14 protein-coding genes and 1 pseudogene are annotated in these 15919 nt (G+C 59.6%); 1 reads left to right on the forward strand and 14 read right to left on the reverse strand.

From position 1 onward, the window contains the following. Positions 1–2 precede the first annotated feature (2 nt). The 14 genes and pseudogenes from O987_RS27650 to O987_RS25665 form a co-directional block, all read right to left on the reverse strand. Complete coding sequence (locus O987_RS27650) at positions 3–1892, reverse strand: TadG family pilus assembly protein (protein ID WP_080731611.1); 1890 nt, start codon at positions 1890–1892, stop codon at positions 3–5. A 21-nt stretch (positions 1893–1913) separates the two neighbouring features. Next, positions 1914–2339, reverse strand: a complete 426-nt coding sequence (locus O987_RS25615) for a DUF3613 domain-containing protein (RefSeq protein ID WP_043375591.1) — start codon at positions 2337–2339, stop codon at positions 1914–1916. Positions 2340–2356: 17 nt separating this feature from the next. Further along, a complete protein-coding gene (locus O987_RS25620) occupies positions 2357–4033 on the reverse strand; it encodes a tetratricopeptide repeat protein (protein ID WP_043375593.1) in 1677 nt (558 codons plus the stop codon). Beyond that, complete coding sequence (locus tag O987_RS25625; protein WP_043375596.1) at positions 4030–4983, reverse strand: type II secretion system F family protein; 954 nt, start codon at positions 4981–4983, stop codon at positions 4030–4032. Before O987_RS25625 ends, O987_RS25620 begins: the two co-directional genes overlap by 4 nt. Further along, complete coding sequence (locus tag O987_RS25630) at positions 4983–5951, reverse strand: type II secretion system F family protein (RefSeq protein ID WP_043377017.1); 969 nt, start codon at positions 5949–5951, stop codon at positions 4983–4985. The genes O987_RS25625 and O987_RS25630 overlap by 1 nt, the downstream gene beginning before the upstream one ends. Then, the gene (locus O987_RS25635; RefSeq protein WP_043375599.1) at positions 5944–7278 is read right to left on the reverse strand and encodes a CpaF family protein; all 1335 of its coding nucleotides are present in this window, start codon (positions 7276–7278) and stop codon (positions 5944–5946) included. Before O987_RS25635 ends, O987_RS25630 begins: the two co-directional genes overlap by 8 nt. Further along, positions 7275–8612 (reverse strand): AAA family ATPase, encoded by a 1338-nt coding sequence (locus O987_RS25640; protein ID WP_235214217.1) that lies wholly within the window; start codon positions 8610–8612, stop codon positions 7275–7277. Before O987_RS25640 ends, O987_RS25635 begins: the two co-directional genes overlap by 4 nt. Before the next feature lie 28 nt (positions 8613–8640). Then, positions 8641–10006, reverse strand: a pseudogene (locus tag O987_RS25645) (type II and III secretion system protein family protein). 3 nt (positions 10007–10009) lie between these two features. Beyond that, positions 10010–10999 (reverse strand): Flp pilus assembly protein CpaB, encoded by a 990-nt coding sequence (gene cpaB, locus O987_RS25650; RefSeq protein ID WP_043375602.1) that lies wholly within the window; start codon positions 10997–10999, stop codon positions 10010–10012. A gap of 47 nt (positions 11000–11046) precedes the next feature. Next, entirely contained in the window at positions 11047–11583 is a 537-nt protein-coding gene (locus O987_RS25655) for a TadE/TadG family type IV pilus assembly protein (RefSeq protein ID WP_043375604.1), read from the reverse strand. 20 nt (positions 11584–11603) lie between these two features. Beyond that, entirely contained in the window at positions 11604–12071 is a 468-nt protein-coding gene (locus O987_RS28535; RefSeq protein WP_080731612.1) for an A24 family peptidase, read from the reverse strand. 3 nt (positions 12072–12074) lie between these two features. Then, positions 12075–12251, reverse strand: a complete 177-nt coding sequence (locus O987_RS28540; protein WP_080731613.1) for a Flp family type IVb pilin — start codon at positions 12249–12251, stop codon at positions 12075–12077. Between the two features lie 418 nt (positions 12252–12669). After that, positions 12670–12984 carry a helix-turn-helix domain-containing protein gene (locus O987_RS25660; RefSeq protein WP_043375607.1) on the reverse strand — a complete coding sequence of 105 codons (315 nt, stop codon included), beginning with the start codon at positions 12982–12984 and terminating at the stop codon, positions 12670–12672. A 190-nt stretch (positions 12985–13174) separates the two neighbouring features. Continuing rightward, positions 13175–13972: a YecA family protein gene (locus tag O987_RS25665; protein ID WP_051962327.1), complete on the reverse strand. Its 798-nt coding sequence runs from the start codon at positions 13970–13972 to the stop codon at positions 13175–13177. A gap of 194 nt (positions 13973–14166) precedes the next feature. Between O987_RS25665 and O987_RS25670 the strand changes: the two genes are divergently transcribed. Continuing rightward, entirely contained in the window at positions 14167–15915 is a 1749-nt protein-coding gene (locus O987_RS25670) for an FMN-binding glutamate synthase family protein (RefSeq protein ID WP_043375612.1), read from the forward strand. Positions 15916–15919: the final 4 nt, after the last annotated feature.

Consider the following 15919-nt stretch of genomic DNA (forward strand, 5'->3'; position numbering starts at 1 on the left):
CACTAATAGACCAGCGCAACCGTTCCGCAGTCCATGCGCCCCTCCAACTCGGCCTGTGCCAGATCGATCCCGAGAAGTCCCAGGAGCTGATTCAATACGGGGTCCAGCAAAGGGGCCAGGATTTGCGCAATCACTGTGGACAGTGTTTTGAGAATTTCCGCGACCAGCTTGGTCACAAGATCCAGCAACCCGGCCAGAAGATCGCTGCCGGACGGAGGCTGAATGACTTCGATCTTGTTGTTGCCAAACAGTCCCTGCAAGCTGGCTATCAAACCCTTCATGCTGAATTTCTGAAATGCTTCATTGTTGCTGTTCAAGGACAGCAGGCTGTCCGGCGCGCTCAAATCGAATATCTTGGAATCTTTCAAGGCCTCTGAAGAGTCAATCTTCAAGCCTATTCCCCCGTAATAGCCAGCCTCTCTGGGGGAGAGCAGGAGCTGACGACCTATATCGATAATCTTGAAGGGCTGCAGATAGCTTGATGGGTTCTTGCTGAAGGCGTTCGTGAATGCCTCGTCAGCAGAGTTGCCGAACCGCCCGAACCGGATCTTGGCCACCGAGGTTTCGGCATGAACCCTCATCCTTCTGGTGGGTAAGCATTGGCCATTCTCAACCCAGGCCTGCGCCCCAACCCCTTCGACCTGCACATCGAACCGGGTGGGCAACGTTGTCAACTGAGGTGAGACACTGGTCAGCAAGCCAATCAAACCTCCCAGTGCATTGACGAGCCCGGACAGGCCGTCCAGCACCTTGAGATCTACTGATATCAGCGCTTGAATCTGGGCGGTCTTCACCGCTACTGCAGCGTTGGCATAAGAGGATGCGCTGGTGGAGGGCAAGGCGGCAATCACCGATGCCTGAGGCGGCTCAATCACCTTCAGGTTGAGCTTTACGCCAGCCACTCCTGGAATGTCCAGCGCATTTCCCTTGACCGCCACTCCGTTCTTCTGCCCTGAAACCTGAGCCAGCAGCTGAATGATGTTCAAGGCGTTCAGTTGCGTCTGCAGTGCTGCTTCCGGCAAGCCTGAACTGACATTCAATATTTGTCTAAGCGTGATCTGCACATTGGATATATTTGCGGAAATCACGGCATTTAGTGCGGTAATCGCTGCATTGACTGCGGAGGCAGAGTCTCCATTGGAAATCGGCCTTTGGAAAAGCGTCAGCATGACGTTGACCACATCGAGAGCCGAAATAGGCGCATCCAATATCTTCTCGTAATCAATCACGGTCGCATTGATATCTATGAGTCCTTTTTTTCCACCCAATTCCTTGAAGAAATCGAGCAGGGAAACATGGGCATTGGCCAGACCGTTCCAGCCCACTGCCTGAATATTTAAATTCCCCCCCAGCAAACCGCCAATGATCGGATTCAAAATGGCCGATTTCTTATCGTCGATGACAAGCAAGGTGCTTCTGATTCTCAGCTGTGCCAACGGCCTGCTTCGCGCCGCGGTTGCAACGGCTTCGACCTGACGGCCATTCGCGGCAGTCACTGAAAACAGGAACAAATACGGCACCGTTCGCGCAACGGTCACACGGGAAGCATTCAAGGGGCTGGCCCCATTCACAAAATAGGTCCTGGTATCGGCCACCCCGGGACTTGGGGTCCAGTTCCCGCATTCAACCTGCGGCGCACCCGTCATCCCGTTCAAGGTCGCGATACGAGCCGCATTCGCCTGGCAGTCTGCCGGGGTTTCGCCCTGGGCCCCCGCCAGCGCCGCGAGATCGGCGATCTTCTGCAGCTCACGCTTCTGCCAGAACACATTGCCGATATCGATGGTTGCCAGGCAGATCACGGCAATCATCAGCCACAGCGCCCCCAGCGTCGCTACGGAACCCGATTGGCGACGCATGCGAGCACGGCTCAGGCCTGTTGCAAATGACTGCATGCAAGAAACCTCTGTGGCCGCCTAACGGCTGCTGCCCGCTTTACTACTCACCTGTGTTTCCGTGCTTTCCGGGATCTTGTGGGTAAAGCTCTCCAGATAGCGCTGATAGGTACGCTGTGCCACATCGCTTGTCACGGGATAGGCGTTGCGCGATGCGTACTGGCCGCTGGACTGCAATGCCAGCAGATAGCTGGTGGCGTCGCCCACCCGATTGCTTGCCGGTGGTGTCAGGGAAGCATTGCCGGGAGCTGGTGTCTGCGTCACTGCTGCCTGTGCAGGTGCTGCGGGCATCGCTGCCGCACTTCGGGGCGCACTCATATTGGTCACTCCCGTGCCGGCGCCGATACTGCTGCCGGCCTGCGCCATGGCGACCGAGGCCGTGCCCAGTGCAATCAACGCCAGGGTGAATGCGCGGGCCCGTTGGGTGAATGCTGTCTGCGTATTCATGGGGACTCCTTGAAGGTTCAGGGCCAGGCACGCTCGGGCGCACTCTTCTTGGCAGAAGCGGCAGGCTTGCTGCCGGCATCTTCATCGGGCGTCTCGAAAAACAAGCCGCCCGCCGCCGCGCGCTGGGGCAGCATGGCTTGCACCGCCTGTTTGCCACCGGATTCACCGGCCTGGCGAACGGCGGCAGGATGTGCCGCAGCCATCACCACCGCAGCCTCCGGCATCGATCTTGTCGGGCGCACAGGCTGGCGCGCAATCACGGGCTGCACCGCAGGCTCGGCTTGCGAAGCCGGCTCCGGCTGCGTCTGCTGCGGTTTTGCGGGCATCGCCTCGGTAAGCAGGGGCTGTGCAGGCTTGGGCGTCTCCCGCTTCGCGGACCGAGAAGCCGTCGCCACGGCCGCCTCCAGCGGCGGCGCCACTATCGCTATCGATGCAGGAGCTGATTGCGCTTTAAATATGGATACTTCAGACTGTTTTGACTCTGAAATCCTTTCCAATGGAGCGGCAGACGCTACATCGACAGGAGCAGCTATTGCCTGCACAGGCACAGGCGGCGCATAGGCATAGGTCTGCGGAGCCGCCGGCACAAACTGGCTCGCTCCCTGACCGGGGTGACGCGGTCTTCCTGCATCAAAGCTGCCGCCAGAGACCATCCACTGACCGCCGCTGGGCGCCCGCTCCACATTCCGAGCCACCATGGGCTGCGCTTGGGGCAGCGGTAACAGGGGCTGGGGCACATGGGAACGAGACGGTACAGACTCCGCTGCCTTGACTACCACCACCGGAGCCTTTGCGGCTTCAGGCTCCGGTGCGGGCTTTTTTGCGGCAGGAACCTCCTGCACTGCCGCAGGCTCCGGCACTTCGGCGGATTTCCCGGAGCTGGCTACGGCCTCGGGGGCGGTCTTCACTTCCGGACGGGAAAGGTTGACGACCTTTCCCGTCGCAGCCGCAGCTGGCTTTGCTGCTGCCAGGCTTGCTGTCCTCAACCACTCTCCCGCCTGCTCCTTGACCAGTTGCTGAGTCTGGGCATCCAGCTTGCGCTGGCGCATGAATTCCTCGGCCTGTGCGCCCTGGCCGCTGACCATCATGAACAGGCTCAGATTGACGTTGACCTGTGCATCTTCCGGGTTGAGCTGCGCCGCCTGCATCAAGGGAATGCGCGCTGCGTTCAGATCACGCGCCCGCAGATAGGCGTAGCCCAGATCGGTCAAGAGGCGTGAATCCACGGGATTGCTCATGCGCGCCTGCTCCATCTGCTGAGCGGCACTGCGAAAGTCGCCCTGCTCTGCTGCCACACGGCCCAGGCCGTAGCGCGCAGCCCCATCCTTGGCGCTGCCCAGCAGGCCCTGGTAAATGGGGATGGCCGCACTGAGCTGCCCCACCTGACGCAATGCATCGGCGCGCAGCAGCCGCGAATCGCTGGAAGCGCCCCATTGCTTGTCCAGTGCATCCAGGTGCGCGATGGAGGCATACCAGAGCGACTTGGACTGCATCTGCTTGACCAGAGAGAGGTAGGTATCCTGCGTGTCGACCACCGCCTCCTTCTCCAGCGGCCTGTCTGCCGCAGCCTTGGCCGCGGGCGACAGCACGGGCTGGCTCTGCCCCAGCAGATTGCCCATGCTGGAGCAGCCCGACAGCAGGGCCATGGTTGCGGCCGCCAATGGCAGCATCAGATATCGGCTTTCTTTTTTCATTTGCTCATCCCTCCCAGTGCCCGAATCACGGCCAGAAAACCCGGTCCGGCGGTAATAATAATCAGGGCCGGAAGCAACGTCACCACCATGACACCAGTCATCTTGACCGAGATCTTTCCTATCAACTCCTTCATCTTGGCCTTGCGCTGCTCGCGCAGTCGTTCGCCAAAAATGCGCAGCGGCTCCTGCACGGCTCCGCCGTATCTGTCGATCTGAATCATCAACGATGTCAGATTGGCCAGGTTGTCGTTCTGATAGATCTCGCTCATGCGCCCAAAGGAACGCTCGCGCGTGCTGCCCCGACTGTATTGCTGGCTGGCCAGCTGTATCTCCCGTGAAAGCACGGGCATGACATTGCCGAAATCGGAGCCAATGACCTGCAGGGTCTGGTCCAGACTCATCCCCGTGCCTTGCAGCAGGCCCAGCAGATCGACGAGCAAGGGCAGTTCGCGGGCGACGCTGGCCATACGGCGGCGGGCCGCGCTGCGCAGCACCCATTTGGGAAGCAAAAAGCCAATGGTGAAGGAAGCAAACAGATAGAGAATAAATAGCTTGCTACCCGAAAAAATAAAGGCTGCAAGCAGCACGAGCAGTACAGAGACCACACAGCGCGCTATCAGATATTGCAGCTGTGCACGGATTGAGCCCCAGCCACATTTGCTCAGCAAAATGCGGTCTTCCTGCGCAACCAGCGCCTTGCCAAACGAGGTATTGAGCCAGTGCGCAGGCAGCTCGCCATCTCCATTGAGCGAGCGCAGCAGATCTGCGGGCCTTGAAGGCACTGTCGCCGCATTCGCCGCAGCAGCACCGCTGCGGCTCAGCGCATCCTGTACCACCTGACTGCTGCGTTCACGGCGCTGATGCGCATAGGCAATCAAAACCGCACCGACCAACGCCGCCAAGGCCAGAAATGCCACGCTCAGCATCAGCAAAAGACGGGATGTCTCCATCAATCGCCCCCCTCTTCAAGCTTGGCCATGCGGTAGAGCAGCAACACGCCAAAGACCTGCAGAGCCGCCGCCGTCCAGATGATGTTGCGGCCACTGGCGTCATTCCACATATTCAGAAAATAACCTGCATTGAAGGAAATGATCAGACAGCACACAGCCACCGGCAGCAGACTCAGCACCCAGGCCGACATGCGCGTTTCGGCCGTCATGGCAGACAAGTCCTGCTCGGCCTGCTCGCGGTCACGCATGAAGTGGGCCACACGCTCCAGCAGCAGATCGACCCGGCCGCCATAACGCACGCTGATGCGCAGAATGGCAGCCAGCAAATGCAACTCGTCCAGTCTTGTCTGCCTGGCCACATGGGCCACCGCGTTCTCCAGATCCATACCCGCACGGGCCAGACTGGCGGCTTTTTCCATGACCGACTGCAAAGGGTCTTTGGTGCTGGCCGCGGCCATCTGGAAGGCCGCCTGTACGGAGTTGCCAATCGTCACCAAGCGCACCGTGTTGTCGAGAAAGCCAGGCAGCTGCTGCGTGAGTCTGGCGCGAAACTTCTGAGCCCGCGCGTAAAGCAAAAAGAAGAAGCCAATCCCCAGCAGCACCAGCGCGGCACTGGCCGCCAGCCAGCCGACCGCAAGACCAACGGCCAGAAACGTCGCAGCAATCAGGACCAGCCCTCCATAGAAAAGCCGGGCGCTGACCGTACCCAGCAAAATCGCGGGAACCGGCCAGCCTGCCTTCTTCTCCTTGCCCAGCAGCGCATCTGCCACAGAGCTATCAAAAGCGGATGCCGCTGCATCCTTGGCGGTAAATCCGGCCGCCGCCGCCGCGCTTTTTTCCAGGCTCTGCTCCAGATGCCTGGTCATACGGTGCGTCTTCTGCTGCCGCCCGACAAGCATCCACAGCGCCATGGCGGCCGCAGCGATCAGCAGCGCCAGACTCAGGAGTAAGAACGCATGGCTAGCCATGGCGCAGCCCCCCATGGTTTGCGCCGTTGCCACCCGCGTGCTGCAGCACCGCGCGATAGCGCGCCAGCTTGGGCGTATGCGGCACCATGCCCAGCGTGGTCCAGCGCTCCAGATCCTCCCCGTCGGGCTGCGGCAGCAACTCGTGACGATAGAGTTCCTGGGTGGCAATCACGCTATCGATGATGCCTGTGACTTCGGTGATCGATGTGATGCGCCGCTTGCCATTGGGCAGGCGGCTGATCTGCACGATGAAATCGAGCGCATTGGCAATCTGGCGGCGCAGGCTGACCTCGCTGCCCTGAAAACCCGCAAAGCCGGCAAGCATCTCCATGCGGTGCAGACACTCCCGAGGAGAGCTGGCGTGGATCGTGGCCATGGAGCCATCGTGACCGGTATTCATGGCCTGTAGCATCTCGAGCACTTCCGCACCGCGCACCTCGCCCACCACAATGCGATCCGGGCGCATGCGCAAGCTGTTGCGCAGCAGATCCCGTATGGAAACCACTCCGGCGCCTTCAAAACCACCGGGGCGGCTTTCCATGCGCACCACATGCGGATGAGGCAGCGTCAGCTCGGCTGTATCCTCAATCGTCACCACCCGCTCATTGCCGGGGATAAAGCCCGCAATCGCATTGAGCATGGAGGTCTTGCCGCAGCTGGTGCCGCCGCTGATGAGGATATTGCAGCGCTCGCGCACCGCCAGCTCCAGCAGGCGGGCCATGCCTTCGTCCATGGTGCCGAAATCGACCAGATCCTGAACCCGCAGCGGATCATTGCGAAACTTGCGTATCGAAACCGCCGGCCCGTCCAGCGACAGCGGCTCTATCACCACATTGATACGCCCGCCGTCCGGCAAACGCGCATCGACCATGGGCGTGGATTCATCAAGGCGGCGGCCCAGCGGGGAGATGATGCGACGCACGATGCGCAGCACATGGGCGTTGTCGGTGAAGTGCAGGGCCTCCTGCTGCAAAATGCCCTTTCGCGAGACAAAGACGCGCTGATAGCCGTTGATCAGAATGTCCTCAACTTCCGGGTCGGCCATCAGATCGTCAAGTGGCCCCAGCCCCGACAGCTCCTTGTTCAGGGCCTGCGCAATCCATTGCACCTCCTCGTCGTTGACGGGAAAGCGCTGCTGACGCACAAACTGTTCAAGCTCCTGGTGCACAAACTGGCGCACACGGCTGGTCGACCATTTGGCAAACACCGCACCCAGTTCCTCCACACGCGTCAGCAAATGCTCGTGTGCGACATTCTTGATCAGCAGCAGCTGCTTGGAGTCCGAAAAATGACTGCTTTTTTCGGCGAAAACGATGTCCATGCTCATTCGCCCCTCCTCCATCGCTTGGCCCATTGCCCCAGCACGCCCGACGCCGGCTCCGCGACCTTGTCGGCCGCAACCGCTCCGCTCAGCAATGCCCTGGCCATGCCTCTGACACAGCTCACATAGGGATCACCGCGCAGCGACTGCGACAACAGCTGGCCGCAGCTGGCGGCATTCAGCAAAACCGTGGACCGATCCGGAACCACATGCAGCAATTCCAGACCAAGGCGCTGTGCGACCTCTTTGGCGGGCAGCCCGGCTTGCGCATTGAAGCGGTTGAGCACCAGCTTGAGCGTGCCGCGATTCACGCCCTTGGCATCGAGTTCCTTGAGCATCTGCGCCGTGGACACAATACCTCCCAGCGACTGGTCACAAACCACCCAGCCCTGTCCGCTCTCGCGCAGCAGGGGAGCCAGAAAATCAGCCTGCGCCATGCCACCCAGATCAATCACCTGCACCCCAAGCAGGCTCTTGAGCGTGTTGACCACGCCCGCTGCAGCGGCTGGGCTGACGTCGCGCAGCATGCCCAGATCGGAGGGCCAGGCCAGAGTCACCGTACCCGTGGAGTGCTTGGCAAAGGCCGATTCAATCAATGTCGCGTCCAGGCGGCGCGTATTCTGAACCGCATCCACAAAACTGAAGTCACCCGCGATGCCCAGATACAGCAAGCCATCGCGTGCAGGCAAGCCCAGATCCAGCAACGCCGCATGTGCGGACTCTTCCAGCGGCACCTGACTTGCGCCAAAAGGCCTGGCAACCTGCTTTCTATTCTTGGTGCCTCGCACGTCATAGGCATGCATTTCCTGGAACATCACGGCCAGATGCGTTGCCAGCGTGGTCACACCCATGCCCACACGTGCCCCCAGCAAAGGCAGGGCAAAACCTTTGGTTTGCGGCTCCAGCGCCACCGCCGCAGGCAGCTGACTGCGTGCATGCAGCTGATGCCTGATGGCCACATTGGCCTCGGATTCGGACGCATCCCAGTCAATGAATTCGGCCACGCCACAGCGCAGGGCCGCACGCATCGAAGCGGGCTCGGCAGCAGAGCCGGCGCCCATGATCACCACACCGGGGAATGCGGCACGCAGCTCGCCGACCAGGGTGATGGCGGCCTCCGTCATGGGAGCCGAGAAATCCACCACCACCACGCCAAGCCCTGGCGCCGAAATCGCAGCGTGAAGCGTTGCCAGATCGCCGGCCACCGGTATCACTTGCGCATCGCTGCCCAAAGCACTCGCCAACCAGAAAGCGTGCGATGAGGACTGCGTCACCAGCACCACGCGTGCATTGCCGCTCACCACACCTGGCTGCGCGGTATTGAGCTGGGATGAGTCCATGCGCATATTCATGTCTCTACTCTGGCAGTCAGCGCGAGAAGCCCGGCGCCACGCTGGACGACAGACCACCCGCCACCCATGGACCCCACACCGCAGGATCACGCTGCTCGGTGCGCCCGGGCAGCAGCGGCTCCACATTCACATCGCGAGCCAACGGCTTGACAAGACGTGGCGTCACCACAATCGCCAGCTCGCTCTCCTTTTGCTGAAACTCCTGACGCTTGAACAGCACGCCCCAGAATCGGGATATCGCCCAGCAAAGGAACCTTGTCGGTGCCTGATGTGGTGTTGCGGCTGACCAGGCCGCCAATCACAAAGCTTTCGCCGTCGCCCAGTTCCACCGTCGTGTCGGCACGGCGTGTGGTGATGGAAGGAATGGTCGCGCTGTTCAGGACAATGGTGTTGGCATAGTCCAGTTCGCTGGCCTCTGGCGCCACCTTGAGAACGATGCGATCGTTGGACAGCACCGTGGGAGAGACCGTCAAGCCGATGCCGTAAGGCTTGTACTGAATCGCCACCACTCCCGTGCCCGCTGGCACGGGAACCGGCACTTCGCCGCCCGACAGAAAGTTGGCGCTCTGACCAGACAGGGCCACCAGGGTCGGCGCCGCCAGCACCCGCGCCAGATTGTTGCCTTCGAGCATGCCGATATTGACACCGATGCCGGCCTTGTCGAACTGCATCAGCAAGTTGAAGGCCTGAGTCAAAGGGTTGGACGCTGCACCAGTCGTGGAACTTCCTCCACTGGTGCCATAGGAGCCGCGCCCAAATATGCCAAAGCTGAAGCCCGAGCTGTTGGGAGAGGTGCTGAACAGATTGAGACCCACCTTCTTCATCTGGGTCTTGTTGAACTCGACCACCTTGACATCGACCTGCACCACATTGCTTTTGAGCTGAACGCTGGAGAGATCAACGGTCTTGGCCTTGTCGGAGGACTGCGCGTTCGCCAGTTCGCCGGCAAACTGCTGCTCTATCAGGCTGGAGGCCTTGGCCGTACGCAGTTCCACCCGCTGCTGCACATTGAGCATATAGGTCTGCGCCTGCGCTTCGCCGCGCGGCCAGACCATGAACGATGTACTGCCAGGCTTGAGCGGGCTCAGCAGTATCTTGGCGGCAGCCCCCTTGCCCGCACGCTTGATATGCACCGCCGCAATCGTGTCGTCACCGATGGCAATGCGTTCCACACCGCCCGGCAGATTCAACTCATGCTGAGAGCCCATCACGAGCTTGATTTCCCTGGCTGCTGTTGCTTGCTGCGCTCTGCTTTCGCCTGCATTGGGCACTTGCTGCGCAAGGGCCGGGACAGTGACGGCACTCAAGGACAGGCCGCAGAGCAGATACAGCGGCTTCATTGACGGGGTGCGGGGCGAAATCCAAAAAGTCTTATTATTCATAGCTCAATACCGCACGGTTTGGGAGTTGGCGCCACGCACAAATTCAACGGGCAGGGAAGGATCTGCAGATGCGGTACGCGTGCGCGGCACGACAGGCTTGGCGACACCAGCGGGCATGGGCCTGGCCGCAGTCGTGCGGGCTGCCGAAGTACCTGCAGAACCGGCCAGGCTGCTCATGGCCACACCGGCCTGCGCTGCGTCAGCACCTTCCAGCGGAGCTGCAACAGACCCCTTGGTCATGGCGACGGTCAATACGCCAGGCAGCGGAGCAAACTTCTCGCTATCCGGCTCGGTCATATCCGTGGGATTGCGCAATGCCAGCAGCAGGCTGCCATTGGAGCCGCCCAGCAGCAACTGATTGACCTCGGCCACCGGCACCGCAAGCACTGCAGTTCGCGCGTTGTCTGGGCCATTGGCCGGCTTGCCCTCGGTTTTGTCCGCCGAGCTCAGAGCGTCCACCGATGCCGCACCATAGGCCAGCACGCGCTTGCGCGAGAGCAGCAAGCGCGCCTGGCTCTGGTCGATTTCATTGCCGTCGCGGCGCAGCGCAAAGAACACATCGACAAAGTCACCAGGTCTGATGCGATTGCCGGCGCCGATGCTTTCATCGACCTTGACCGCGACTGCACGCTCGCCCTCCGACAACTTGAGCGCCAGGCCAGTCACCATTTGCCCTTGGAGTACGGGTGCGCCCTTTGGAATGTCCACCGCAGGAACGGCGCCAATGGCTGCCTGAATCTCGCCAAAAGCACCATCGGGCTTGGCGGGCAACTGCATGAGCTGCAGATCCTCGGCCTTGAGTGCCTGACCCGCGGGAACGGCCTGTGCGGCCACCACCACACTCAGGCTGGCATTGGGTTGGCTGTTGCCGGCGGAAGCTTGAGCCTGAGGGTCCGGTGCTTGAGGAGCCCTGGCAAGCATCCACCCATAAACACCCAGAGCCAATGCCACTGCCAGTAAAACCCCGACCGCGATCTTTGCGACATTCACCATAAATTCCCTCTTCTTACTGGGCCTCAAGGAGCAAGGCTTTATCGTTTTCAGTCAATCAAGCTAATTTGTGCGACCGCTTTTCCCCGCAAGAGATTGGGAGTGGGCAGACCCAGCAAAGGCCCCAGCAACCTCGGGATCAGCGGTGCAGAGGCGTAGTTGTAATTCACCTGCATGGTCACGCAGTTCACCAGGCTGGCATCGTTGGAGGCAGTGAACGACGCGGACCCCGTACCACATAAACCAGAGGTGGCGTAGAGCCCTGCAGCATCGCTGACACCCGTGCTGCAGCCTGCAGACCCCAGGCCGGCACCCATTCTGGAAAGCCAATCCGTCGCCAAGGCCGCAGTGGCACAGGCTGCAGTCAAACGGGCCTGCAACTGAGCCGGCTTGGTCATCGTGCCGCCCGTGGGAACCGAGGGATATCGCACCGCAGCTCTTGCCCCTTCAGCGGCAGCCAGGGCCAACGTCTGCTGAGCAGCAAATATCAAGCCGTAAGTGATGATGGCGTAAAAGATCAGAAAGAAGATGGGAAAAAGAAAGGCAAATTCAATCGCTGCTGCGCCCTGCTGCTTTTTGAATTGCATGATCCCCCCTTTCGTTCCTGCTACTTGCTCAGCATTAAAACAACTACCGTGGCTATTGATAGACATGCCACATATGGAATAAACCTCTTCTTGTATAAATCAACGGACTCCTCCTTCATTAAAGGAGATAAGTAATACATTAATTTACTTCTAGAAATTAACCCAATAACAACTGCAAAAATACAACTCAGCGCCCATACTAATAGCAAAGGCTCCCAACCGAGAAATGCACCGAGAACCGCTGCAAACTTAACATCACCGGCCCCCATGACTCCACACACATAAAATATCAAAAAAACGGCAAGCGCCAAACAGAAGCCAATAAATTTACTATTTACAGAAACTTCAAATGAAAATATTTCAAGATTCAGGGCTGCTGATAATATCGCCAGCCCGAATCCCGAAATTACTAACCAATTAAAGCATTTCCTATATACAACATCAACTGCTGCAGAAGACGAAATCCATAACAAGAATATAAATCCCATTATTTATTTCGTTGCTCCAGTGACTTTCCCACTAATGAACGTAAATAACGATCCGAGATCTGTGCCCAAGGTCGTCAGTGTCGCAACTAAAGCCACAGCAATCAGCCCCGCGATCAGACCGTATTCAATCGCAGTTGCACCTTCTTCATCACGCCAGAATTTGATGATTTGGTCTTTCATGACTAGCTCCTTCAACAATCAGGTTTGTAGATCGCTGTGGCTGTTTTCGACCACCGCGGAGTCCATCTTACGAAGCAAGAAACATCTTGAAATATTTGAAATAGCTATCAACAAATATGCAGCATAGCTCTCAGCAATTTCAACCGTCAGGTAAGCAAGCACTCCCGCACCAAAAAATCCAATAAAAACAATCACTTCACAGGATTAAAGAGATCATCTGTAATTTTTCCGACGAATCCCTCACGTGTGGCTTCCGGTTCAATCTACGCAATCTTCATTCATTTCCTACAGGCTATTGGATTTCATCCTACATTTAATAATCGGGTTAACCCTTGTTCTTAAATGAAAAAACAAAAAGGCCTGTATTTAACAGGCCTTTTTGAAACAAAAGAGATCGCTCAATACAGCGACTCGGGAATCACTGCAGAGCTTTTATCAGTTTGAGAGCGATGTCCTGCAACGGCGGCTGCAGTTTTCTATAGCAGTCGAGCAAGCGCTGTTCATCATTTGGAAGAGACAGGGTTTCGGAATGCAGACCGGCCATCAACTCCAGTGCCGTGGTCTGCAGGGCGATAGCCAGTCTTGCCAGGGTGTCGTTCTTGAGAGTGCGAATGGCTCCCGACTCGATCTGCGAAATGGCGGATGCAGTGACATCCGCCATCTGCGCCAGCCGTCCCTGACTCAAACCCAGCGTCTGTCGCCGGGCGCGTATGCGCTCACCTAAATGCGTCATCTATCCCACTAACTCACACTACACGCCAATGGCTGCGCAAATATCACGCAGCCTTTATGTTTGAGCCACAACCGAGACGCTTTATAGAAAGCCTCTGCATCGCAGCAGCGACCAACCCGGAAGCAGCCAGCAAAGGCCGCACTGCAGGGGACGCTGCGGCCCTGCAAAGGGCCTCAGGGGGCCGCTCTGGTCAAGCCCCGTGGCACTTCTTGAACTTCTTGCCGCTACCGCAGGGGCAAGGGTCGTTACGGCCGGGTTGCTCGCCCTTGACGATGGTTTCCTGGCGTGGGCCCATGCTCTTCCACAGACGGTACAGGTCATACACGGCCCAGATGGCTTCGCCAAAGGCATCCACACGCTCCTGGCTGGTCGAGGCAGGGCCTGCTTCGTCATACAGGTTCAGAGCCGGCTCGTCCGTGTCGTCTTCGGTCAGGTTGACGATGAACTCCATGGCCGCGTCCAGCAACTGGGCCGCGTCCTTGTCGCGGGGCGGCGCCCATTCGTCGGCCCAGTTTTCCACCACGAACATAAAGCCCAGTGCCCACACTTGCGAGAACGACGGCACTTCTTCGCCGGCCAGTTCGGCCTGTTCGGCTTCGGGCAGGATGGCGATGGCGCCACGCGTGTCCAGCGCCTCGGGCTGGAAGGCCGCGTCATCGGCCAGCGACTTGATGTCGGCATCGAGCTGCTCGCGCACTTCGGCCAGGCGCAGCTCGAACAACTCCATGAAGCGTGCCTGCTGGGCCTCGTCCTTGAAGGCTTCCAGCTTGGGCAGCGGTTGGCCTTCGGCCACTTGCAGGGCTTCGCCATCGCCCAGCAGCATGGGCATGTATTCGGCAGCGGCAATGGGGCGGCGTGTGCAGACCAGAGCGGTCAGGAAACCGTCACAGAATTCCCACTGGGGAATTTCGTCGCCACGGGTGCGCAGCTCGTCGAGCAGCGCGTCCAGCTCTTCGAGCTGATCATTGCTCAGTGCGCCCTCGGGCATGTCGGCGAGGGCCGCGTCTTCTGCTGCGGAGTTAGGTGCTTGTTCTTGCATAGGGAAAGGCTTTTATGATGGCCCGGACCGTTTCATCACTATCGAAGTGCAGGGCCGGGAGATGGATCAAGGGGAGAAAGCATCCAGGACGGATGCCCCCGTACAGGCTGAATTTTAGCGGGCCGCCATCAACACCCCCTGCCATGGGAGTATCTGCAGTGCATCGCTTCTTCAACAGTCTGCCCCTGCGCTATGGCGCCCTCTTCATTTCTGCGCTCGTGCTGGCTATCTCGCTCTACATGCTGACGACGGCAGGCAAGGGACTTGGGTGGCTGATTGCGTCGACCCTGCTGGTACTGCTGGGCATCTGGGATCTGCTGCAGAAACAGCATGCGATCTTGCGCAACTACCCCGTCATGGGCCATTTGCGCTTCATCTTCGAATTCATACGCCCCGAGATCCGCCAGTACTTCATCGAAGGCGATACCGAGGCCCAGCCTTTCTCTCGTGCCCAGCGCTCGCTGGTCTATCAGCGTGCCAAGGGCCAGGTCGACAACCGGCCATTCGGCACCCAGCTCGATGTCAGTCAGCAGGGCTATGAGTGGGTCAATCATTCCCTGCAACCCACCAAGCTCAGCTCGCATGACTTTCGTCTCTGGATTGGCGGCACGCAGGAGCAACCAGCCGAAGGGGTGGAGCCCTGCACCCGCCCCTATCACGCCAGCGTCTTCAATATCTCTGCCATGAGCTTTGGCGCGCTATCGGGCAATGCCATCCAGGCGCTCAACCAGGGCGCAAAGATGGGCGGCTTCATCCACGATACGGGCGAAGGCTCGATCAGCCAGTACCACCGCATGCATGGCGGCGATCTGATCTGGGAGGTGGCTTCGGGCTATTTCGGCTGCCGCAATGCGGACGGCACGTTCAGCGAAGAGAAATTCATCGCCAACGCCACCGACCCGCAAGTCAAGATGATCGAGATCAAGCTCAGCCAGGGCGCCAAGCCCGGTCATGGCGGCATGCTTCCCGGCGCCAAGGTCACTCCCGAAATTGCGGCAGCACGCGGCATACCGATTGGCGTGGACTGCATCTCACCGTCCAGCCATAGTGCATTCTCCACCCCTGTGGAGCTGATGCAGTTCATCGCCAGGCTGCGTCGTCTTTCCGGGGGCAAGCCCACGGGCTTCAAGTTCTGCGTCGGTCATCCCTGGGAATGGTTTGCCATGGTCAAGGCCATGCTGGAAACCAATATCACGCCCGACTTCATCGTCGTCGACGGGGCCGAAGGCGGCACGGGTGCAGCCCCTGTGGAGTTTGTCGACCATGTGGGCGTGCCGCTGCAGGAAGGCCTGCTGCTGGTGCACAACACCTTGCTGGGCGTGAACCTTCGCCAGCGCATCAAGATCGGCGCGGCCGGCAAGGTCATCACGGCCTTCGACATCGCGCGCATGATGGCCCTGGGCGCCGACTGGTGCAACTCGGGTCGCGGCTTCATGATGGCGCTGGGCTGTATCCAGGCCCAGAGTTGCCACACCGGCACCTGCCCCACGGGCGTCACCACGCAAGACGCCGTGCGCCAGCAGGCGCTGGTCGTGCCCGACAAGGCCACGCGCGTGGCCAACTTCCACCGCAATACCCTGCATGCGCTGCAGGAGCTGGTGCAGGCCGCCGGTCTCAGGCATCCCAACGAGATCACGGCCCACCACATCGTGCGCCGGCTGGACGACACCCAGGTCAGCCTGCTGTCCAACCTGATACTGCGCGTGGAGCCGGGCTGCCTGCTCAAGAGCCTGGAGCGCCAGCACAAGGTCTTCCAGAACTACTGGCCGCTGGCCACGGCACAGAGCTTTCAGCCTCTGCATGAGCCCGTGTTGCGCCCATCTGCTGCGGGCAGTGCCGACAACGCGGCACAATCGCAAGCTTTTCCCCAGCGCAGCGGCATCTGGACCTGAGAAG

Source organism: Comamonas testosteroni TK102 (genome assembly GCF_000739375.1).
Taxonomy (GTDB): Bacteria; Pseudomonadota; Gammaproteobacteria; order Burkholderiales; family Burkholderiaceae_C; genus Comamonas; species Comamonas brasiliensis.